Annotated in this window: 20 protein-coding genes; 11 read left to right on the top strand and 9 right to left on the bottom strand. The window is 40.2% G+C overall.

The window, feature by feature from the left end:
• Positions 1-125: 125 nt before the first annotated feature.
• Positions 126-1,988 carry a PAS domain S-box protein gene (locus tag AAW12_RS22750; protein ID WP_046675945.1) on the top strand — a complete coding sequence of 621 codons (1,863 nt, stop codon included), beginning with the start codon at positions 126-128 and terminating at the stop codon, positions 1,986-1,988.
• A gap of 58 nt (positions 1,989-2,046) precedes the next feature.
• On the opposite strand, the gene AAW12_RS25825 is transcribed toward AAW12_RS22750, so the two are convergent.
• Together AAW12_RS25825 and AAW12_RS22740 are read right to left on the bottom strand one after the other, a co-directional pair.
• Positions 2,047-2,847: an inorganic diphosphatase gene (locus AAW12_RS25825; RefSeq protein WP_197084143.1), complete on the bottom strand. Its 801-nt coding sequence runs from the start codon at positions 2,845-2,847 to the stop codon at positions 2,047-2,049.
• Positions 2,848-2,970: 123 nt separating this feature from the next.
• On the bottom strand, positions 2,971-3,393 hold the full coding sequence (locus AAW12_RS22740) for a hypothetical protein (protein ID WP_156167736.1): 423 nt from the start codon (positions 3,391-3,393) through the stop codon (positions 2,971-2,973).
• 292 nt (positions 3,394-3,685) lie between these two features.
• On the opposite strand from AAW12_RS22740, the gene AAW12_RS22735 reads away from it, so the two are divergent.
• The 4 genes from AAW12_RS22735 to AAW12_RS22720 all read left to right on the top strand — a co-directional run bounded on the left by AAW12_RS22735 (position 3,686) and on the right by AAW12_RS22720 (position 6,795).
• Positions 3,686-4,189 (top strand): DinB family protein, encoded by a 504-nt coding sequence (locus AAW12_RS22735; protein ID WP_046675943.1) that lies wholly within the window; start codon positions 3,686-3,688, stop codon positions 4,187-4,189.
• Between the two features lie 82 nt (positions 4,190-4,271).
• Positions 4,272-4,868 carry a DUF4142 domain-containing protein gene (locus AAW12_RS22730; RefSeq protein WP_046675942.1) on the top strand — a complete coding sequence of 199 codons (597 nt, stop codon included), beginning with the start codon at positions 4,272-4,274 and terminating at the stop codon, positions 4,866-4,868.
• A gap of 232 nt (positions 4,869-5,100) precedes the next feature.
• On the top strand, positions 5,101-5,970 hold the full coding sequence (locus AAW12_RS22725) for an alpha/beta fold hydrolase (RefSeq protein ID WP_046676390.1): 870 nt from the start codon (positions 5,101-5,103) through the stop codon (positions 5,968-5,970).
• Between the two features lie 225 nt (positions 5,971-6,195).
• Positions 6,196-6,795, top strand: a complete 600-nt coding sequence (locus AAW12_RS22720; protein WP_046675941.1) for a DNA-3-methyladenine glycosylase — start codon at positions 6,196-6,198, stop codon at positions 6,793-6,795.
• A gap of 14 nt (positions 6,796-6,809) precedes the next feature.
• Here the strand turns inward: AAW12_RS22720 and AAW12_RS22715 are convergent, their stop codons facing one another.
• Positions 6,810-7,268, bottom strand: coding sequence for a hypothetical protein (locus tag AAW12_RS22715; protein WP_046675940.1), 459 nt, complete (start codon positions 7,266-7,268; stop codon positions 6,810-6,812).
• 695 nt (positions 7,269-7,963) lie between these two features.
• Here AAW12_RS22715 and AAW12_RS22710 point away from each other — a divergent pair.
• A complete protein-coding gene (locus AAW12_RS22710) occupies positions 7,964-8,776 on the top strand; it encodes a tetratricopeptide repeat protein (protein WP_046675939.1) in 813 nt (270 codons plus the stop codon).
• 19 nt (positions 8,777-8,795) lie between these two features.
• Here AAW12_RS22710 and AAW12_RS22705 read toward each other — a convergent pair whose 3' ends face one another.
• A complete protein-coding gene (locus tag AAW12_RS22705; protein ID WP_053004028.1) occupies positions 8,796-9,368 on the bottom strand; it encodes a glutathione peroxidase in 573 nt (190 codons plus the stop codon).
• A 617-nt stretch (positions 9,369-9,985) separates the two neighbouring features.
• On the opposite strand from AAW12_RS22705, the gene AAW12_RS22700 reads away from it, so the two are divergent.
• The 5 genes from AAW12_RS22700 (at position 9,986) to AAW12_RS22680 (ending at position 16,405) form a co-directional block, all read left to right on the top strand.
• Positions 9,986-10,807, top strand: a complete 822-nt coding sequence (locus AAW12_RS22700; protein ID WP_156167735.1) for an ATP/GTP-binding protein — start codon at positions 9,986-9,988, stop codon at positions 10,805-10,807.
• A gap of 24 nt (positions 10,808-10,831) precedes the next feature.
• On the top strand, positions 10,832-12,574 hold the full coding sequence (locus AAW12_RS22695; protein WP_046675937.1) for an ABC transporter ATP-binding protein: 1,743 nt from the start codon (positions 10,832-10,834) through the stop codon (positions 12,572-12,574).
• Positions 12,574-14,379 (top strand): ABC transporter ATP-binding protein, encoded by a 1,806-nt coding sequence (locus AAW12_RS22690; protein WP_046675936.1) that lies wholly within the window; start codon positions 12,574-12,576, stop codon positions 14,377-14,379. Before AAW12_RS22695 ends, AAW12_RS22690 begins: the two co-directional genes overlap by 1 nt.
• Before the next feature lie 196 nt (positions 14,380-14,575).
• Positions 14,576-15,472, top strand: a complete 897-nt coding sequence (locus AAW12_RS22685) for an SDR family oxidoreductase (RefSeq protein WP_046675935.1) — start codon at positions 14,576-14,578, stop codon at positions 15,470-15,472.
• Positions 15,473-15,481: 9 nt separating this feature from the next.
• Positions 15,482-16,405 carry a helix-turn-helix domain-containing protein gene (locus tag AAW12_RS22680; protein ID WP_046675934.1) on the top strand — a complete coding sequence of 308 codons (924 nt, stop codon included), beginning with the start codon at positions 15,482-15,484 and terminating at the stop codon, positions 16,403-16,405.
• Between the two features lie 157 nt (positions 16,406-16,562).
• Here the strand turns inward: AAW12_RS22680 and AAW12_RS22675 are convergent, their stop codons facing one another.
• From AAW12_RS22675 to AAW12_RS22655, 5 genes are all read right to left on the bottom strand, one after another.
• On the bottom strand, positions 16,563-16,916 hold the full coding sequence (locus AAW12_RS22675) for a YtxH domain-containing protein (protein WP_046675933.1): 354 nt from the start codon (positions 16,914-16,916) through the stop codon (positions 16,563-16,565).
• A gap of 202 nt (positions 16,917-17,118) precedes the next feature.
• Complete coding sequence (locus AAW12_RS22670) at positions 17,119-17,631, bottom strand: hypothetical protein (RefSeq protein WP_046676388.1); 513 nt, start codon at positions 17,629-17,631, stop codon at positions 17,119-17,121.
• 198 nt (positions 17,632-17,829) lie between these two features.
• The gene (locus AAW12_RS22665; protein WP_231585338.1) at positions 17,830-18,642 is read right to left on the bottom strand and encodes a helix-turn-helix domain-containing protein; all 813 of its coding nucleotides are present in this window, start codon (positions 18,640-18,642) and stop codon (positions 17,830-17,832) included.
• 185 nt (positions 18,643-18,827) lie between these two features.
• Complete coding sequence (locus tag AAW12_RS22660) at positions 18,828-20,708, bottom strand: MGH1-like glycoside hydrolase domain-containing protein (RefSeq protein ID WP_053003939.1); 1,881 nt, start codon at positions 20,706-20,708, stop codon at positions 18,828-18,830.
• 442 nt (positions 20,709-21,150) lie between these two features.
• Complete coding sequence (locus AAW12_RS22655; protein WP_084823291.1) at positions 21,151-23,091, bottom strand: family 43 glycosylhydrolase; 1,941 nt, start codon at positions 23,089-23,091, stop codon at positions 21,151-21,153.
• Positions 23,092-23,103: the final 12 nt, after the last annotated feature.

Here is a 23,103-nt window from a genome sequence, read left to right as displayed (position 1 = left end):
AAATAGCTTCAAACATGGTTTAGTGCGATTTTTGTTATTTATCATTAAGATGACCCGTACTTTTACCTTTTTTAAAGTAGTTTTATATCCATATAATTGTCTTTATAACACCATACGACATCTTTATGAACAGCTCCGAACAAATAGAACAATTACGAATTGAAAATCTCGAGCTCAACAACCGGATTACTGAACTAACTGACTTTATCGACAGTGCATCATTAGCACTACATTGGGTTAACCGGGAAGGGGTTATTATTTGGGCCAATCAAGCTGAACTTGACCTTCTTGGTTATCGTAAGGAAGAATATATTGGTTTCCCCATTGCAGACTTTCACACAGATCAGGATACCATTTCGAAAATCCTACACATGCTTTTAAATAATCAACGTGTGGTGGATTATCCAGCAAGTCTGAGGTGCAAAAATGGAGATATAAAGCATGTTGTTATAAATTCCAGTGCTTTGATGAAGGACGACGAATTTGTCCATTCGATGTGTTTTACCAAAGATGTTACGGAAGCCGTACTTGCAGAAAAAAGAAGAGATAAACTCACAGCAATCCTGCAAGAGAAGGAAGAGCGACTTCGCCTTGCCATCGCCTCTACCGGACTTGGGACCTGGGATTGGGACGCTGCGAAAGGAATAGTTCAACTTTCCCCACAGGCTCAAGAAATTTTGGAACTTTCTGCCCCAATCCAAAAGAAAGAAGCGATGATAACGCTCATCCATCCGGCCGATCAATCCGCTATTTTCCAGCAAATGAAAGGGCTGAGCGAAAATAAAATGGACGGCCATTTTGAGTTTACCTGCCGCATTATAAGACCTATCACACATGGGATTGCCTTTGTAAAAATCACGGGATCGGCTTTCTTTAGCGGCAGCAAAGAATCGCGCAGAATTATCGGAGCGCTTATGGATGTGACAGATCAGAAAAAAGCGACAGAAAAAAGTGCCGAACTCGCAGCCATTGTTAACTCATCCTACGATGCGATTATCGGAAAGACCCTAGACGGTATTATAACCAGCTGGAACGACGCTGCGACGAATCTTTTTGGCTATTCAAACGCGGAAATGATCGGTCAGTCCATCCTAAAATTAATTCCACGAGATAGGCATTCTGAAGAAGATTATATCCTGGGGCGAATGCGCATGGGGCATTCCATCAAGCATTTTGAAACTGTTCGGCAGACAAAATCAGGCAAATTGGTCGATTTGTCGCTGACGATATCCCCCATAAAAAACAATCTCGGCGAGATCATTGGTGTATCAAAAATTGCACGGGATATCACCGAAAAAAAGCAGGAAGAGAAGCGAAAAAATACGTTTATATCCGTAGCAAGCCACGAACTCAAAACACCGCTCACCACAGTCTTGATGAGTGCGCAGATGATGCAACAGCATGCAACTATATTTGGTGAAAAAAGTGCCCAGATAGGAACTAAGATCGAATCCCAAGTAAAAAAAATGATGCTCATGATTGCGGATTTTCTAAGTATAACGGAGGTAGACGAAGGTAAATTGCAACTTCACCAAACCACTTTTCAGCTTGACAAATTAATGCGGGACTGTATTAATGATCTGGAAACGAATCGGCACAGCATTGAACTGCGTTGCGATCCTACCGTTCATATTTTAGCTGACTGGCCCAAAATGGATCAGGTTTTTGCCAACTTACTTAACAATGCCATAAAATACTCTCCCCACGGCGGAACGATTATTATTGGCACGCAGATAATAGGCGAAAAAGTACGTATATATGTTCAGGATGAAGGGATTGGGATCGAGCCCAAACATCAAAAGAATATTTTTAAATCATTCTATCGGGTGGATAACCTAAATACTTCTAACATATCTGGATTTGGCATCGGCCTATATTTGGTCGCAGAAATCCTGCGAAAACATGGTTCACAGATACACGTTCAAAGCGCCAAGGATAAGGGATCTATTTTCTATTTTGATTTCCCGTTCACCTACGCTTCAAACTAAATAAATCTATAAGCCTACTGGCCTACATTCCAGCAGATCTACAGTATTAATATAGCGACTAGAGCAGCCCGACCTCACTTTGCCTAATAACTAACTCTTTTTGGGCAAATTGTAATTCGAGTTTTTTCTTGAATTGTTTCCAGTAGGCATGGTCGATTTCAGCAACCATGATTTCATAAACCACATTCTCGTCTTTAATTGGCTGTTTTTTAGGATCGACCCATATACCAATGGCAGGGGCACGCGTATAAGCTGTTATCCCACCAAAGTCTTTAATGAGCTGCTTACTAATATCCTGAAATAGTTGAGCGGAGAAGGGTGTTCCCGACGCATCGTAGAGTGGAAGAAAAAGTTCAATTTTTTTGATGGGCTGGCTGTTACTTTTTGCTTTTTCTATCGCCTTACATGCATCTTTAGCACTTAGAATTTTCAAAGGCTGGAAATTTTTGCCTTCCTGTTTATTATAATTTATGAAGAACTGTTGCAGTTCATCGAGCACGGTTTCAGGCAATTGGGCGACACGATGAATGTGACCAAAGACGGCTGAAGCCTCTGGCACAACCAAAAACCGGTCATTTTCGACAGTGTCGCCATCTTTATCCTGCTGTATCGCCTTTATTGCACCAATGATTCTGCATTTCAATATACAGCCAGGAAACGTCCCTTGTTCCGAAATAACGATAATATCCAAGGGGTCACCATCCTCTCCTACCGTGCCCGGGATAAAACCGAAATCATAGGGGAAAACCGAACCCAAAGGAAGGTATTTTGCTAGAACAAATCCGCCACATTTTGGCTCATAGTTGTATTTGGCATTTGAATTTTTGGGTGTTTCAACCGTGCAGAATATGTATTTCATCGTCATTTCTAAAATGGGTTTCGGCTCAATATCGATTTATTAAAACTAATGAGTTTTATAGTTGAACAGCAGCATCTACAATTTCGTTTACGATTTTATAACAAATTTAAAGCGCCTTGGTCTTTACACCTTTGTCTTTTTGATAACTTGCTCTACCCTTTCCAAACGCTTTCTCCAGGCCATGACTTGCGGTTCTTCATATCTTGGGAGGCCACCCTCCTGCATTAATCCCAGTACTTTCGCCAAACGCTGACTTAAGTCCGCTGTCCCACCGTTCAGCTTCTTCCATTTGCGCTGATCTTTCAACAGATCATTTTCATAGGCGGCGAGCGCCTTCTTTATCGTACTTAGCTCTTTCTTGTACATTTTCTGCCTATGATATACAATCATGAGCCGATTATATGCAGCGGTATGCAGCTTATCCTTTGCGATAACTGTATGATAGTTTTTGACAGCATCCTCCAATTTGCCTTCGGATTCTAACAATTTAGCCTGTTTCATTAATTCGTTGATAGACAGACGTGCTGTGGATCTTTGATCAGCCATTTCAATTCGATTGTTCGAGACCATAAAACGCGGGTATGAGCCCGGATCATAAAGCGATTGCCTTTCCTAAGGAATCTCGATAGAAGGACAAGATTCAGCAAATAATAGTTTTCAACTGATTACATCTTCCCTAGAACCTTTTCACACCGCAACTATTCCAGCGTTGCTAGCTGAAATTCTTCAGTACAATGTTAGCATTTTAAACGAATGCACAATTGGTTAAAACTAATTCCTGTATAGTTTGGTTTACTTTCTAAAATCTCAAACTTAATCATTTTAAAACTAAGTCATTATGAGCACTATTCTGATAAAAGATATCATTCAGCAATTAAAGGATGTGGAGCACGCCGATCTATGGATCGATGAAAATTTTGAAAAAAAATTAGCTACGGTGACCGAATCATCTGTTTATGAGCGTCCTATCCCAGAAATGCACAGTGTAGCGGAACTGATGTCGCATCTCATTGAATGGCGTAAGGAGGTTCTGAGCCGTTTGAAGGGAAATCCACGGGGACTCGAAATGAACGAAGCTAGGAATTGGCGAACGAATGACGAACTGAAGACAACAGGTTGGAAAAAGCTGTTGGAAGATTTCTGGGATAGTCAGCGACACGTTATTCACTTTCTCAACGGCAAAGACGATTCCTTCCTCGAACAACCCTATAAACATGCGAATCCTGATTTCCCGCATAATCTCAAATACCTCCTGACAGGCCTTATCCATCACGATTTTTACCATCTGGGTCAGCTGGGTATCACCATTAAATTTTTGAAGCTAAAAGAGGTGTTAATGTAATATGAAATAGTTGTGTTGGTCATTTTTTTGAAACGATACTGTTTTGACCACTGTTTATCTAGAAATCAAAACTCATAAGATCATGAAAAGAATATTTTTGACCCTAGCAATTGCATTTTCTATTGTTGCTGTCCAAAGTTGCGGCAATGCAAATAACGACAGCAAAAAAACAGCCGACAGTATCAACGAAACAAAAGCACCAGAAAACATAGACGATAATAATACGGCAACGACGCCTGTTGCTGTCAGTGAAGACGATGCAAAATTCGTTACTGAAGCAGCGAACGGTGGCATGGCTGAGGTAGAACTTGGAAAACTGGCAAAGGAAAAAGGCCAGCATCTAGATGTAAAAGCCTTCGGCGAAATGATGGTTAAAGATCATTCCAAAGCAAATGATGAACTTGCCACGCTTGCACAAGCAAAAAATATCACGCTACCAGCCACCTTGGGTACAGATGAGCAAAATTTGAAGGATGAATTGTCCAAAAAGTCGCCCGGAGACTTCGATAAATCGTATATCGAAGATATGGTTAAAGACCATGAAAAGGATATCAAGCTGTTTGAGGACGCTAGTAAAAACCTTAAAGATACCGAGCTGAAAGCGTTTGTAGATAAAACTCTACCAACACTTAGAAACCACTTAGATCATGCTAAAAGTGTAAAAGATAAGTTGAAATAATAGCAAAACACAGGGGCTGGTGTAGGATATTGGTCCCTGTCTTTCTTAATTACACCTCAACTGCCCCGACGATACGAAATCCTCCCCTCGGTATTATCGCGCTCCGATCTTTTTTTAACGAACTGTCTGCTTGCGTTTCTGACGCAATCGCCCCTATATTTGTCGTATTTCCACAGTATCTTCCTGGGAAATCGTAATGATATTTGTCATGTACATTTTAAATAAATTCGTTATGAACACACGTATCAAAACCAATACTATTTTTAAATCATTACTTTATATCATTATGATGATTACTGTTATGCAATCTTATGCCCAAATTAAACCCTCGGCTCAAGGTTTAGTACACCTTAAGGACATCAAGGTATATTATGAAGTTTATGGTACTGGAAAACCGATTGTATTATTACACGGCGCTTTTATGACCATCAGCACCAACTGGAGTCAGCTCATACCCGAACTGTCAAAAAACAGGAAAGTCATCGCCATTGAGTTGCAGGGCCATGGCCATTCACCCTATTCTGATAGAAAATTTGACCACGCCATACTTGCAACTGATGTTGCCAAAGTGATGGATTATCTGAAAATTGAACATGCTGCAGTGCTTGGCTACAGCTTTGGAGGGGCAGTAGCTTACCAATTTGCCATTCAGTATCCGAAGCGCTTAGATGAATTAGTCATTATTTCTGCTACCTATAAAAGTAAGGGATGGATGCCGGAAATTAACAAAGCCTTCCAGAACATGAAACCAGCATTATTTGAAAATAGTCCGATGCAGCAAGCCTATGAAACCGTTGCTCCCGACAAAACAAAGTGGACAAAATTTTTGGAACAGATGATCTCATTGGCACAGCAACCATATGATCTGGGAGACGCAAATATTGCCAAAATATCTTCACCTGTACTCTTGATTGCTGGAGACAACGACGGTCTAGACAAGATCGAGCTGGTAAAAACATATCAATTATTGGGCGGTGCAGTAGTTGGTGACTTTGGACAAATGCCGAAATCCCAATTAGCCATTATCCCAGGACAGGGCCATGTCAGTCTGATGAGCCAGACAAGTGTCATTTTAGGTTTCCTGAATAGCTTTTTAAAATAATCTACACAACAGATACTGTACTTATTGTTTCTCAAACTGCGCCGTCTTACCAATAACATCTGCTAAGGAAACACGAAAATTAAGATAAACAGGTTTTTCATCTGCTTCGGAATATAAGCCTTGAAATCATTTGATTGGCTAATGAATAGTGAATCAAATGATTTTCCCTATATTTAATCACCGTCATGCGACGAACATAATCGTTGACAGTTTGAAGGATAAAGAATGGTTAAACTACCTCAATCTTATTATACTAATACAAATACCATCTTCCTGGCGGAAGATCTGTTAGGAAAAGTTCTCTATACGCAAAAAGATGGCCTGGTAACAGCGGGTAGAATTGTCGAAACCGAAGCTTACTTTGGCATTATGGATAAAGCATCCCATGCATTTAACGGAAAGAGAACATCGAGAACCGAGCCGATGTACAAGGACGGTGGCGTCGCCTATGTATACCTCTGTTATGGTATTCACCATCTGTTGAATATTGTGACTTCTGGAGCAGACGATCCCCAATGCGTTCTAATTAGAGGGATTGAACCGTTGGTTGGCATTGACGTAATGGCATTGCGGAGACCCGTGCGGCCCGAAAAACCCTCCTTCTCCAACGGACCGGGATCTACGGCTAAAGCTTTGGGAATTGACGCTTCATTTAATGGCGTATTATTGACCGGTGATAGCATATGGGTTGAAGATCAGGGAATAAAATACAGTTCAGCACAAATCGGAAAAGCAGCACGAATCGGTATCGCTTATGCTCAGGAGCACGCAGTCCTACCCCTGCGTTTTTTTGTAAAGGACAGTAGATATGCCAGGAAGGGATAACATAATAATGCGGTTTATTGCTGAACTTTCGGGCCAGCCTGCTGTTTTTTGATTATTTTCCGGAATAGGATAAATTCTAAGATGGTGCTGGCTAGATAAATAATGGAGAACAGAAGCAGCATTTTTAACGGGTCAAGAACCATATGATATTTATAAAATCCAACCAAAATATAAATGATCAGTAAGACCAGGCAAACAGCCGGTATTCCCGAAAATGTCAAAAACGATAATGCTTTATTACGGCGAATTTTTTCGATATGATTTAGAAAAAATAGTAAGGAACATAAAGTCACCGCGAAAAGATATATTGTTGAAAAACCCAAATTGACAATAATATCCAGAATAACGATGATTGTCTCCAGAAATCCCGTAGCAGCCGTATCCGTCTCTGCGATAACAAGTCGGTACAGTATAAATAGCGCGAAACTTATCAATACATTAACCAACCAAAATCTGAATATAATTTTTCCCATATTACTTCGTATTTTATAATTGCTGTTGCTGATTTCTTGGTTTTATGAATAATATAACCGAGATAACGTTTTGTTTATGCATTGATAACTCCTTCAAGTACGCTTACAAAGATATCAAGTTATTTTCTGGCACTGATACACGAATATAAAGTCAATCTCGGCGAATAGTAATTATTATGCCTTCCAATAAGCCTAACAGCAGATAAAAACGGTGCCAAAATCCCCCCGTCTATTATTCACTTTTAACGAACATCTTGCTAAAATTCAGAGCTTAAAACTAGCCTATTTTTGGAGGCTGTACAGATCAAGCACGGACATAGCACTGTTCGGGTACAAGAGGTGAGTCGCTTACATTCGAGGTCAATAGAGGTAATTTCACAAGCCTTTCCTGCAAATCGCATTTGCAACTAAAATTAGTATATTGCGCTGCAATATGGTGTAAATTTTAAATTATCCGAATCTATTGACTAAATACCCTAAAGCAATTAAATTCAAATATTCACGGCGCAAATACCAATTACGGGTATTTCGAAAATTATTGGAGTATCTTAAAGATGGTCATTTACATGTGGTAGCACCTCCCGGATCCGGTAAGATGGCCTTGGGGCTTGAAGCGAGCAAAAAAAGAGTTCGCTGGCGATAATTCCAAGACGTTATGTCTGGTACAACAAAATATTTTCTAATATAAATAAAATATGAAAATAATTTCTTCACTCCTATTGTTACTAGTATTTTCATCGGGATGCAGTCAAACCAAGCAAGAAGTCATCATAGAAAAATACCTCAAAAACGGTGCTTACCGCTATCACTATACCCTACAGGGGTGGGAGGATAATATCAATAAAGCCCTTCAAAGGGATTCAACCATTGCTATATTATGGCAAAACAAGGCTCTTCCGTATTGGAAAATGAAAAAATATAATCTAGCATTACAATGCTATAATAAAGCGGTCCTTTATGACCGAGAAAGCTACCTCGGAAGAAGAGGCTATTTAAAATGTATTTTTCAAAGAGACTACACAAGTGCAATCACCGATATGGAAATGGCCGAAAAAGAATTTGGCTACGGTTATCAAAATGATCACTCTTATCAGTTTTACATTTCATTATGCTATTTACAACAAAACAATTTTGAAAAAGCAGCACAAATCTTGACAAAAGACTTCGAAAAAACAATAAAAGATCGCGGAGAGAACTGGATTCATTTTTTGGATTTATTTTATATGGGTATCATTCAATATGAATTAAGGAATTATGACAAGGCAATTTTATATTTCGACAAGGCCCTGCATGATTATGTAAATTTTTCAGATGCAAAATATTATAAAGGACTCTGCTTACTACAGAAAAATGATGTCGTCAATGCCGAAAAAATCATGCGGGAGGCTAAAGTCAATGCTGAACAGGGTTTTACAATAACGGAGGATGACTCATTTTATGAATCCTATCCGTATAAAGTAAATTGGCATATGGCAAAATGGACCATACCGAATTACGTAGAAAATTAGGATTCTACTCAAATTAATACTAATCGATCAGCGCTACAATTGCTGGATCTTCAGGATCTGTTTTTGGAGGAAAATGCTTGATAAGCCTGCCGTTTTCATCGATCAGATATTTCTGAAAATTCCACAGGACAGCAGAACTTTCTACGCCGTTCAAGCTTTTATTGGTTAACCACTGATAAATAGGCGCTTGCCGCTTTCCTTTAACATCAATCTTTGCTGCCATCGGAAAAGTTACGCCGTAATTCCGTTGACAAAAAGCAGCTATTTCGGCATCTTTATCAGGTTCTTGGTCCAAAAAATCATTTGATGGAAAACCTACAATGACTAACTTATCACTGAATCTTTTATACAAACGTTCAAGTCCCTCGTACTGTGGTGTAAACCCACATTTAGAAGCGGTGTTTACAACAAGTATCTTTTTACCTTTAAATTGCGCAAAATCGATGGACGAGCCATCCAACCCTTTCACTTTAAAATCATATAGCGTAGCTGACTTCAAGGCCATATCTACTTTAACATTACCATTGGTGAATAAATAATAGGCTACACCTGCGGCGACTACCGCCACGATGAATAAAATTATAAAGAGCATTTTTTTTATTTTTTTTTGAAACATGACAATCTATAGCTACACGAAACCAGCCCAACATCGTCTGAATTTAGGTCGATGAATACCCTTGGACCTAGGACCAAGGATGGTACATGACAACCTTGCCGACCAACGCTGTACAAGACAAAACGTATGCTGCGAAGTTTTATAAACGGTAAGCGCAACGTTCATTATAGATTAAAGTTACTAAAGAAAGTCTGAATTGAAAATGAAAAGTGCTTTTCTGATCGGATAATAAAACCCTATAAAAAACCGAATCTTCATAACGAAGATTCGGCCGTACTATTAAACTATATAAACCAATTGTGTTCGTTAAAAGTTGACTTATTGTGGGGAGGTTGGTCTATTATTGCAAAACTGTAGATCAGCAATATTACAGCAATTTAATTATAAAGCAGTAATTGATCTAAGTGATCTGACAAGATTTTCTTTCGAAAAAAGAAAACAATACGATCTAAATGCTGTATATTAAAGGAGCTCAATGGTCGATTTTTTTGACTACAACTATTTCTTCTTTAACAGAAGACCAAAAGTTCATTTGAGTAGTCGTTTTTTAACTCGAATAAATTAAACTAATATAAACACCAATCCGATTTTCTATGAAAATTACGTTAACATTAACCCTTATCATGTTTGTACAAGTCCTGTTTGGACAGAAGTCTTTAACGTCTCAATGGCAATCGGACACTACCCTAAGATCTCCAGAGTCCGTGTGGGTAGATGCCAAAAACAAAGTACTCTATGTATCAAATACGATTGCTTTCGAACCTAACACAACGGCATTCATCAGTAAACTGGATATGGACGGAAAATTTATCAAAAAAGATTGGGTGACAGGATTAAATGCTGTTTTGGGCATAGGAATCCACAAAAACCGGCTCTATGCAGCAGAAGCATTCGCTAAATCGATTGCCGTCATCGATATAGATAAAGCAAGCATCGTTAAAAGAATTACCATCGATGGTGCTGAGCTGCTCAATGACATTACAGTTGACTCAAAGGGTATTGTTTATGTTAGTGATACGCGACTTGGAAAAGTCTATCGCATTGAAAATGACGCCCCTATGCTATATACCGAAAATCTCAAAGGTGCAAACGGACTGCTGGCTGTCGGCAAAGACTTGTATGTGTTATCGGATGGTGCTCTTGTTAAGATAGATCAGGATAAAAAAACCACTGTGATATCGAAAGGTATGGAAGGTGGATTGGACGGTGTCGTACAAATTAAACCCAACGAATTTGTAGTTTCGGGCTGGCAAGGACTGATCTATCATGTCAAACCTGACGGCTCCAATACGGTATTGATTGATACTCGGGACAAGAAGATAAATGCCGCCGATATCGGTTACGACAAATCTTCGGGTATGCTTTATGTGCCTACCGTTAGGTGTAACAGTGTTCAGGCATACAAACTGGACTAAATGATTTAATGGATATATAAGCAGATGAAGCTTTCCACGTTTACTCCTTATACCAAGTCATTTAGAAAGGCTTTTTTGATTATTCCCTTTTTCGTTATAATAGATGTGTTTTGCGAAATTGTACAACCTCGTCTAATGTCTATTATTGTCGATGACGGAATCTTGCATAAAGATATCAATTACATTTTGAAAATTGGATTGGCAATGATCGGGTTAGCTATCGTTGCCATCGTTGCCAATTTGTGCAACATCTATTACTCTGCACATGCATCTGTGGGTTTTGCGACGAATCTCCGGACTGCCCTGTTTCGAAAAATACAATCTTTTGCTTTTGCGGATACCGATTATTTCAGTTCGGCGTCGCTTACTACGCGGCTCACCAACGACACCAATATGATGCAGCAAGTCATGATGATGTGCCTGCGTATGCTCCTCAGGGCACCACTTATGATGGTTTTTGCCATTATCTTTGCGGTTTCTATAAATAAGGATCTGTCCATCGTGATGGCCATTGCGTTGCCTATATTGGCCCTAAGCATTTTCATATTATTACGCAAAGGGCTCCCCTTTTTTATCAAGATGCAGCAGGCGGTCGATCGTATCAATAGTGTTGTGCAGGAAAATCTACTCAATGTGCGGGTGGTTAAAGCTTTTGTACGTCAAGACTTTGAGAAAAAGAAATTCGACAAAGTCAATTTCGACCTGATGGATGTTGCGACCAAAGCTTCAAGCATCGTTGTCCTTATTATGCCTGTCATGCAATTGGTGATGGGCTTGTCGCTCGTTGCCGTGACCTGGTTTGGCGGACAGAAAGTAATGACCGGAACGCTTGCGCTTGGTGGACTGATGTCCTTTCTAAGTTATATCACACAGATCCTTATTTCTTTGATGTTGCTCTCATTGACTTTCATGATGATTTCAAGGGCAATCGCTTCGGGTGATAGAATTGAAGAAGTTTTAGAGAAACAGCCTTCCTTAACGGATACGGTGGAAGGTCTCCAAAACAAATACGCTATCACAGCAGGACGGATCGCCTTTCAGCAAGTTACTTTTCGGTACAACAAACAAAGTGAGAAACCCAACCTCGACAACATTAGCTTCGACGTGAAGCCTGCGAGTACCTTAGCTATCATAGGTGGCACAGGTTCCGGAAAGAGCACGTTGGTACAATTAATCCCACGACTGTATGATGTGTCTGAAGGTAGCGTGTTGGTCGATGGCATCGATGTCAGAAACTACCAGCTACAGGAACTGCGCAGCCAGATTGCGATTGTCTTGCAGCAAAATCAACTTTTTTCAGGAACTATTTTAGAAAATCTCAAATGGGGAAATGAGCAGGCAACGGATGAGGATATTTATGCTGTTGCCAGGATTGCCTGTGCAGACGATTTTATACGCTCCTTCCCCACCGGATATCACACGCTACTAGGACAAGGAGGCGTCAATGTTTCGGGAGGACAAAAACAACGCATATGTATTGCCAGGGCTTTATTGAAGAAACCTAAAATCTTGATTATGGACGACAGCACAAGTGCTGTGGACATCGACACCGACCGGAAAATACGTGAAGGTTTAAAAAATTATCTGCAGGATACCACACAATTAATTATTGCACAGCGTATTTCTAGCGTCATGCACGCCGACCAGATATTGGTCATGGAAGAAGGCCGCATTGTCGGTTCCGGATCACACGAGGTACTTCTGCAAACAAATACCATCTATCAGGAAATTTATCAGTCCCAACACCTGCAAAAAGAAGAAGCCTAATGAGTACCTCAAACAAATCCATCCCCGTGAGTTTACCCGGCCCCGGAAGTTCAAGACGCATTAAAAATGAAAAGCCTCAACAGGGATTTAGGGCTCTATGGCGATTGATGCGCTACCTGTCTTCGCAACGGCTGATGCTCCTGCTGATTTTAATTTCACTTTTGCTGGGAACTGCGGGAACACTAGCGGGCAACTACCTTTTACGGCCTGCAATCAACAATTATGTACTTAAAAAAGATATTGTTGGTCTAGGACATATCGCCCTCGTCATGATCGGAATTTATATCGCTACAGGAATTTTCAACATGTTGCAATACCGGCTGACCATAAAAGTTGCGCAGAAAACGATTTCAAACCTCCGAAATGAGCTGTTCGACCGCATGCAGTACCTACCTTTACAGTTTTACGATACCCATCAACATGGTGATCTGATGAGTCGCTTCACCAATGACATGGATACCGTAAGCGACGCCCTAAATAATAGCATTACACAGCTTTTGATCAGCTCAATTACCTTGTTGGGGACACTCGGCCTCATGCTGTATATCAGCCCTATCCTATCTATTATTGCATTGATCATGATCCCACTGATGTTATATCTGGCGAAACTGATCATCAACAAAAGCAAGCGTTTCTTTGCCGCCAACCAAGCTGCACTCGGCAATGCCAATGGCTATGTAGAGGAAATGATCAGCGGACAAAAGGTGGTGAAGGTCTTCGGGCACGAAAACGCCGCCATCGAACAATTTGAACAGCTTAATCAAGTGCTCCGGGAAAAAGCAACAAAGGCACAGTTTTATTCTGGCATGATGATGCCTTTGATGGCGAATATGAGCACCATTAACTACGCGTTGACCACCATCGCAGGTGGTATTCTAGTGATCACACGTGGATTCGATTTAGGGGGATTAACTGCATTTTTACAGTATGCACGGCAATTTGGACGGCCTGTCAATGAGATTTCCAGCCAATACAATAGCCTACAGGCAGCGTTGGCAGGCGCAGAACGTATTTTTGCCGTTATTGATACGGCGCCTGAAAGTGAAACGGTCGATCCGCAGCCAATTCCGGCACCGGTGCAGGGCCAAGTGACACTATCGCATGTAAATTTTGGTTATGTACCCGAAAAACAGGTTTTATTTGATATCGACATCGACGTAAAACCAGGTCAAAAGATCGCTTTTGTGGGTGAAACTGGTGCCGGCAAGTCGACAATTATCAATTTGCTGCCTCGCTTCTACCCTTTGCTATCCGGGGATATTCTGTTAGATAAGACATCGATTTTTAAGCTGGATCGCGATGAACTGCGTAAAAAACTATCTATTGTATTTCAGGACACCCATTTGTTTACCGATTCGGTTATGGAAAACATCCGGTATGGCCGGCTCAGCGCAACAGATGACGAAGTGATAGCGGCAGCGAAGCTTGCCGCAGCAGATAGCTTTATCATGCAATTGCCGCAAGGGTATAAAACCGAATTGACCAATGATGGAGCCAATCTGAGTCAGGGACAACGGCAGTTAATTAACATCGCCCGGGCAACTATAGCCAATACGCCAATCTTAATATTGGATGAAGCGACCAGCTCGATCGATACACGAACTGAAATCGCTATTCAGGAAGGTATTGACCGGTTAATGCAAAACAAAACAAGCTTCGTCATTGCCCATAGACTCTCGACCATCAAGAATGCCGACGTCATCTGTCTTATCGAAAGAGGGAGAATCGCCGAGTTCGGTTCGCATACAGAATTGCTAAAGCAAAAAGGTAGATACTATCGTTTGTATATGGGACAATTTGACTGATCATCCCGAAGCTTTAACACCCTACTTATTTCGTGAATACTATATCTATTTCGTGGCAGAGGATCTTTTTTGAAAAGTACCGCGGCTTGCAAAATACGAGATCATCGATTTTCTGAAAGATGGCTACAATATTCTGACATTTGGATACATCTGCCGTCAACCTTACACAGAACTTTGTCTCAAGAAAAAAAAGATTATGAAAGTATTTATAACTGGAGCTTCGGGCTTCATAGGTTCAGCAGTTGTTCAAGAAATGATCGATGCGGGACATCAAGTAACTGGTTTAGCACGCTCAGAAAAATCAGCAGAGATAATCACCAATTTAGGTGCTCAGGTAATCCGTGGCGATCTTCAACACTTGGATATATTAAAACAAGCAGCTTCAAACGCCGAGGCCGTCATCCATACGGGGTTTTCCCACGATCTGATGTTTGCAAATGAATATGCAAAAGCTGCCGAAATTGATATCAATGCGATCAATGCCATGGGTGAAGAGCTGCTTGGTACACAAAAACCGCTTGTCATTACAGCGGGAACCTTGGGTCTACCACTTATCAACGGGTTCATCACAGAGGAAAGTACACTGCTAAATTCTCCAAGAGGTTCAGAACCTGCGGCAATGTCCCTGGCAGCAAAAGGTGTCCATGCTTCAGTGATTCGCTTACCACCCTCTGTTCATGGCAGCAGTGATCTTGGCTTTATGGCAGGCTTCACATCAAGCCTCATCCAATTTGCGCGCAATCATGGTGTTTCGGCCTATCCCTTAGATGGAAACAATCGTTGGCCAGCGGTTCATCGCTTGGACGCTGCAAAAGTTTTTTGCAAGGCGACCGAGAAGGCCGAAGTTGGGGCATTGTACAACGCTATTGGTGAAACCGGCATTAAAATCAGCGCAATTGCTGAACTGATCGGCACGAAATTAAATCTGCCTGTTACTTCATTACATGGTGAAGATATGGTTAAACATTTCCAATGGCTGAGCCATTTCATCACCTTCGATAGCCCGGCGACAAGTTTTGAGACACAGCAGCAATTAAATTGGTCGCCTACGCAGATCGGTTTATTGGACGATGTTCAGCAAAATTATTTATAAATTTGTTATATGCCACAAAGTCGAACACAGCGTATAAAAACGATCAGTGAATTTCATCAATTAAGAGGTTTGCCACAGCCAGAGCATCCATTGCTGAGTGTTGTGGACTATTCAAAGATGAAACGTTCTCCTTTGGATGATGCTTCGGCCTTATTGTTTGATTTTTATGTCATTTCCAATAAAAGAGGCATCACAGGCAAAATGCGCTATGGGCAGCAGCTCTTTGATTTTGACAATGGTGTGCTCGGTTTTATGTCGCCCAATCAATTGCTGAAACTGGAAGAAAATGACGCTGCTGCCAACGTCAACCGAAGCGGGTGGATGTTGCTTATTCATCCGGACTTTTTATGGAATACCACATTAGCGAAAACTATTAAAGAGCATGAATTCTTCGATTATTCGGCAAATGAAGCTTTATTTCTTTCAGACAGTGAAGAGAAAACACTTAACGATATTATTGAAAATATCCAACGGGAATATCGAGCAAATATGGACAAATTCAGCAAGAACATTATTGTGTCAAACCTTGAAACATTACTGAATTATTCGGAGCGTTTTTACAACCGACAATTCCTGACGCGCGAGAAAGCCAATCATCAGGTTTTAAATCGCCTGGAAAAACTGCTGAATGCTTATTTTTCGACAGAGAGCCTGATCGCACAGGGTCTTCCATCCGTTCAATATATTGCAGATAGCTTAAATATTTCCTCCAAGTATCTGAGCAGTTTGCTTAAGGTACTGACGGGACAAAGCACCCAACAGCATATTCACGAAAAACTAATTGAAAAAGCCAAGGAGAAATTGTCAACAACGGCACTTTCTGTTAGCCAGATCGCTTATGAATTAGGCTTTGAACATTCACAGTCATTCAGCAAATTGTTTAAAACAAAAACCAAACTTTCGCCTCAGGAATTTCGAGCAGGCTTTCACTAAGTTAATGAACGCTAACCGTTACCATCGAATGGCCATTAGATTCAGTAAAACGGTCCATCTGGGCATGGACATTATAATTTTATGGGCGAAGATCAAAAAAAGAAACAGCAGACCAAGCAATAGTTATTATCCGGTCTGCTGTTTGAATCGACAAAGCTTATTTTTCTTTATGATCTTTAATTGTATCTTTAATCGCTTTAGTTTCTTCGGCGGTCTTTTCACTTACTTGATCTTTATACTTATCAAATTCATTTGAGACCTTATCAGCCACATGGCCTGCTGTTTCGCTAATCGAGGATGACACATGATCATACTCTTCTTTCACTTTATCGGCTACTTCTTCGTATGTGTGTTTTGCCTGTTCTTTGAGGTCCCTTGTTTTTTCCTTGATTTTTTTCCGCGTTTTTTTTCCACTATTCGGTGCCACTAATAGACCGACCAATGTACCAACTGCTGCTCCCGCCACCATTGCGAGAAGTAATCCCGTTGAATTATTTCTTCCGTTGCACATCTTTAATTTTTTTAGACAATCGTAATTAAGCATATATTTTCAAAATGATTATGTTGTTGAACTTCTACAAGAGCAAACAATAAAAGCAAAAAATTAGTTTGTCATATTTTAAATAATGTACAACAGGGTAGATTACAGCACCAAATGAATCGAAAGGCGCTAAAGATGAGCGTTCAGAAATGGTCTGGATCAAATAGCTCTGCTAGACTTGACTTTTCAGTTCTGACCCCAATCCAGTGTTGATTTTCTTTTGTTTGAAGTATTGAAAAATGACTGCAATAATAAAAAGCACAAAAAGGACAAGAAGGGTCTGTCCAATAATTGGATCATTTATATCCTTTGCCAAGGGATGTCCGACCGGAACTCTGGTAAAGGTCTCATTAACAGCAGGCACCAGCGACAAGAAGAAACTAAATGACCATAGAAAATTCTCAAAATACTGAGACTTCGTACTACTTTTCTTCGTTGCGTGCAGCCAATAGGCCACCATTACAAGAACAAAGATGAAGAGCGAAAAAACATGTCCAGCATTGAAGCCACCTTGTTTCGAAATCCCTAATGCCGTAAGAGAAGTGATGGCTGTCGCATAAAAATATAACTTCCCCGATAATACTTTAAGATTGATCTTACCATAGCTGATAAATCCTAATACAGCGCCTAAAAGTGCTGTTACTCCGATAACTGTGTGGAAAACTCCTAAACCTGATAAATTCATTTTTCTATTTTTAACGTTGATAATTTCAAAAAAATGTTCCTGTAAGGTCGTTGTCACGCTTTCACGGCACAATCCATGGAATAACAACCCTTTAAAGGAACACTACAAAGTTGCGATAGAATAAGGAAAATGGTTTTTTGATTTCGTTCAAAGATTTGATGTTTTAGTTCAAAAAACAGGACCACAATCTTATGGTTTTTAGTTGCTTTTAAGCTGTCGACGATATTTTGTTGGCGATATATTGTATTTGTCGCTAAAACTCTTTGTAAATGTTGTAAGGTCGTTAAATCCACAGTTAAAGGCAATTTCGGAAACACGCTGATCGGAAACCAAAAGGAGCTCTGCCGCCTTTTCGAGCTTCTTATTTTTGATGTAGCTGGCAGGTGTATCATGATATAATTTGGCAAACTCTCTTTTAAAGGAAGAGACACTCAGATTATTCTGTTCCGCAAGCTGCTCAATGGTTAATTGGGAAAACAGATTGGCTTCAATAATCTGTTTAAACGAATAGGTATTTGAAGAAAAAAGCTGTGATAATATCACTCGTATGACCGACGCGTTTCTCGTTTGGGACAGGAGCAATATAATTTCTTTTAATTTGAGCACCAGTATATCTTCATTGATCAATGAAGGATTTTCAAAATAGAACAGCAAGCCTTCCACATATTTCTGGATCAGGAAATCATTGTCAATTTTTTCTTTTGATTGGTTTGAAATAATATTTTCAGGTTCAAGCAGCAACGAGGGCAACTCTCTATCGTAAACTTTCTTCAAGGTATCTGGATAAAAAGTGACGATTAACAGCTGACAATCACGCGTTGGATTCACATCGTGGATTCGCTTTCCAGAATTAATACAATTCAGCAATAAGGAATAATGTTTCGCAATAGTTAGCTCTTCGTCATTTGCCTGGCATTGCATTTCCCCTTCCAGTACATAGAGGAAGCAAGCCTGTTCCACTACTGGAAATTCAAATGTAAATGGTGCCTTCAATGCAATTTTTTGCATCATCGGTCTTCCAAATAGCTCATATTTTTTGTAATCATTTACCATTGTACCGCTCAATTTCTCAAATTTAACGATTGAGTTCCGTATAATTAAAATGACGGTTGTGCAATCGAGTCTTATTTTTTAAAATTCCGTTAAAATAGATTCTTCCAATCGATGTATTTTAATTCGTTAAACACCTGTTAATATTAGTCTAAATTTACGTCTATTTTAACACCAAGATCTTTGCTGCTTGCCTTTAAAACATGATCTACCCAAATGCATAACATAGACTGTTTTCCAGGTTTGTTTTGATCCCAGTCTTCTTTCCAAACAATGTCTATTGTTTTCCCGTGATAGGCTAAGTTTCCGAGGTAAAAATAATCCATTTTGCCAGCAGGTATCAGCGGCTGAACCTGAAAGCTATTGTGATGGGATGCCTTAAATCCAATGAGATCTGCTATGATTATGTCTAGATAGGTTGAATGAAAATAATCCTTCTGCCCACCAAATTGCTCACCGTCACTTGGTATATACCATTCACCGATATTTGGGTGGGCATAACCGTGAAGCCGTGTAAGCTTCATAATTTGTTCGTACAGGGTCTCTTTGTCCTGCGCAGTGATATGATTTTTATAATTTCTTAAATAGTTGCTGTATGCTTTATAGACGACTGAGTTTTGAAAAGGCCATCCTCTGCCGTTCCAGGCATAAGCCTGCTCATTATAATAGGGATGTTGTCTTTCGGCCGTAGTCATTCCTTTATGGTTATTGAAACCTTTTTCGGAAGTAAACATCGCCCAAGCTACCTCATACTTTTTATTATCCTCACGCGGTATCATATTGAAATACCAAGGGGTGTAACCAACGGATTCCCGCACCCGCGCTTCGTAATCCCGTACACCATAGGCATTGTCTCCGGCTGTCAAGGTATAAAAAAAACCATCATCTGCATTCCAAAGTGTCCTGAGAAATTTCCACTGTATTTCCTGGCTTCTGAATTTATAGTAATCTGCTTTCGCCTTATTCTTAATCGAAGGATGATGTTGCTCTTCCTGTCTATAGAGATTGTACAATGCGTTGGTATTCCCAAAGGAATAGCTTCCAACGGATGGGCGCACCAGATAAAAATCAGGATAACCTTTGGTAAAGGCCAATGGAAAGTCTTTCGCAGCAGTCGTATTTGCAGCCTTGTCTGTCGTCCCCCAACCTAAATAAAGATCTCTCCATGTACTATCGCTATAAATAGCATAGGGCCCTTTACTCTCAATCAAGCCAAGCACCGCCGAAAGGCTGAATTCCATACCATCGTACAGATCCAGAATTTTGTACATGCCGTTGGTCTTCGCATCGGGATTTTTCACAGTGAATAGGCTATCCAAAAGGTGCTGGTGGGTCTCCATCGCTGGAAGCATCTTTTGTGTCCAGGCCTGATCGGGATGAATTTTTAAAAATGATTCAATGCCATCGACCATCCAACTGGAAAAATGAACACTTTCGGGCCGGCTCAAATGGGTTAAAAAATTGCCGTTTTCACGCTGATTTATTTTGGAAGCTGATCCAAGCATAAAATATTCTGCATAAGATTGAAGGTATTTGGGATCACGAAGCCAACGTACATCGTAAAACTGATGCGCTGTTGGGCAGGTAATCGCTCCACTCAGGGATCCCCAGGCGGGATAACCAAAAAATTCCGTTATAACCCAATATTTCTTTGAATCATATGGATCGTAATAATCCCGAAGATGCTTGCTGATCATCCACCAACGATAATTATACACGCGACTTAGGGTATCGTTGGAACTCTCAAAATACGGAATGTTATTGACCAAAAAGTCTTTGTTGTTGGATTCGTCAAAAGCTCCGTCCGATTTTGGCCGGTGCTCGAAAGCATTGAACTCCTTTATATTATCTGTTAGATTATTTTTCGCCACTTCCTTTAAACGATCAAGTTCAAGCCGATATATCGACTCCTGCTTTCCCGAAAATCGCCGATTACTGGAACAGGAAAAAAGAATCCCTAGAATCAAAAAGGCTGTGCTGCTTAAAACAATAGAATTTAAAAAAACGGAACGATGTTGTCTTTTCATATGGTTGTATGGAATAGAACTGGAACGAAGACCTAATCAACAGAATTTTTATGACAATTCAGCATGGTGGAACAAATCGGCGTAAAATTGATACAATATATCATATTGCAACAACCGTAATTTATATAAAACTCAAATATTCCCATTTTCACATAAAAAAGTATCTTTTTCATATTCTTTCTACTGCTATTCTAAGCTACATTTGTCCATAAGTAAACTTGACTCAAGAGAAGTAATTGCCGAAATGAATGGAGATGCCTATCTCATCATTTTAAATTTCTGAATTGATTCGATAAGAATACTGTAAAAAGAATCCTACAATACTACACTGAAGAACATTTTGTGGAACGACAGCGTCGTTCCACATTTTTAATTTATTAAACCGGTCTTTACCCCACCTTCTACGGTAGCCACTTTAGCTTGCTCACCGGCTTTTTCATGCTTAGTCTCCGGTAGTTCCTTCCGTTGTCATTTTAATTTTATGGATTGTACCATCTGGACGGTAATTTAAGGTATCTATGCATATCGAACGGCTAAAACTGCCTCCATCTGGATTAATTCCCCCATTATGGTAAATGAAATACCATTGATTTTTAAAAGGGACAATTGCTTGATGGTTCGTATTGCTATTGCCTGCTATTTCATTCAAAATTCCTTTATAGACATAGGGACCTTCGATCTTATCGGCCATGGCATAAGCGATCTTCTCCGGAAATTCCGTAGCATAACTCAAATAGTATTTTCCATTGCGCTTGTGAACCCACGGTGCTTCCGTAAAAGCTAGTCCTTCAAAATTCACCTGTTTTATTTCGCCATCAATCTCAACCATATTTTCTTTGAGCTTTGCGTAGTAACACTCGCGATTGCCCCAGAAAATCCAGGCTTGACCATCATCATCAATAAAAACAGCTGGATCGATACAAGCCCAGGAATGGGAAGAAGCAAAACAGTCTTTGTTGGTCAATAAGGGCTTTCCCAATGCATCGCTAAAGGGACCTTCGGGTCTGTCTGCGACAGCAACACCTATTCCGGACCAATTGGAACTGATGTACCAGTAATATTTTCCATTACGTTCGGTAACATGTCCTGCAAACGCATCGCCGCTTTTTGCCCATGTAAAATCACTTATGCGCAAAGACACGGGATATTCCGTCCAATTTTTTAAATCCGTTGTAGAATAAACGATCCAGTCTTTCATCTTATAGCCTTTCTGCCCCCCTGCAAAGTCATGACCTGCATACAACCAAAGTGTATCCCCCTTAACTAATGCAGCCGGATCGGCCGTAAAATGATGCTTAATAATCGGATTTCCCTTTGCGGTAAAATGATACCGGTCATCCGCAGCCACAGGAGCTAGCAATTCACCAGGTACACCGCCCCATTTATTGTTCAGAAGACGAGACTCTTCCTTGCTGATTGAAATCACACTTCCATGTCGCGGATTAAAATTCTTATGAAAAGGTTCAGGTTTTGAAGAGAAATTAAAGAGATCGTCTGTGCGCTGAAATTCGTATCTTCCATTCGCATACAAATCGTACATCAAGATATAATCGTTTGTTCCATTCAACTTAAAAAGGCTCGATCCTTCGACAACAACAGAAGTGTCTGCGTAGGCATCGAGATACCGGAAGTCTTCTCTCCATGGTCCTTTTAGGGATTTACTTGTCGCCTGCTGAATTCCATTTTTCACTTCTTTTCCGGCAGCATCTTTTGTATTACCCTTAAAGAAAAAATGATATAGCCCATCTTTATAGACAATGTCGCCATCAATACCGCCAAATTTTGGACTGAACAATAAAGTAGGTTCCTTTTCAAAGCCACTAAAATCTTTATTCGCATAGGCCGCATAAAAATCAAGTTTATCATTCGCATGCGATTTCACAGTAAAATACACCAGGTATTTTTTTTCAGCCGGATCGTAGATCGTCTGTGGTGCCCATACCCATTTTACGTTCTTAAATTTTTTAGGGTATAACTTTGCCAGGTCAACAGAATTGTGTTTCCAGTCCGTCAGATTATCAGATCGCATCAGGATAATACCCGGATTACTTCCCCACCCATTCTTTACCGTAAACATATCAGTTGCGACCATATAAAATGACTTTTTGTCCTCTCCCCTAAGGATGTGCGGATCACGAATCCCTCCCGTTTGGGATATATCCGCCGATGACAAAATAGGTTTATTGTTATTTAATGCAACCCAGTTTTGCGCATCCTGACTGACTGCAAATCGCAATTGTTCTTGTGTATTTTTATCCCCCGAACCTTCAAAATATGCAAAAAGATAACCCGCCGCCTTATCTGCATTGTGTATTTTTTGCGCTACGGCATTGGTAAAACTCATTAATGCAATACTTAATACCCCTATTTGTTTTAGTTTCATGTTTGATCAATT

It is taken from the genome of Sphingobacterium sp. Ag1, assembly GCF_000988325.1.
Lineage (GTDB): Bacteria > Bacteroidota > Bacteroidia > Sphingobacteriales > Sphingobacteriaceae > Sphingobacterium.
The sequence above is the reverse complement of the archived record's forward strand: the minus strand, read 5'-3'. Positions and strand labels throughout refer to the sequence as shown.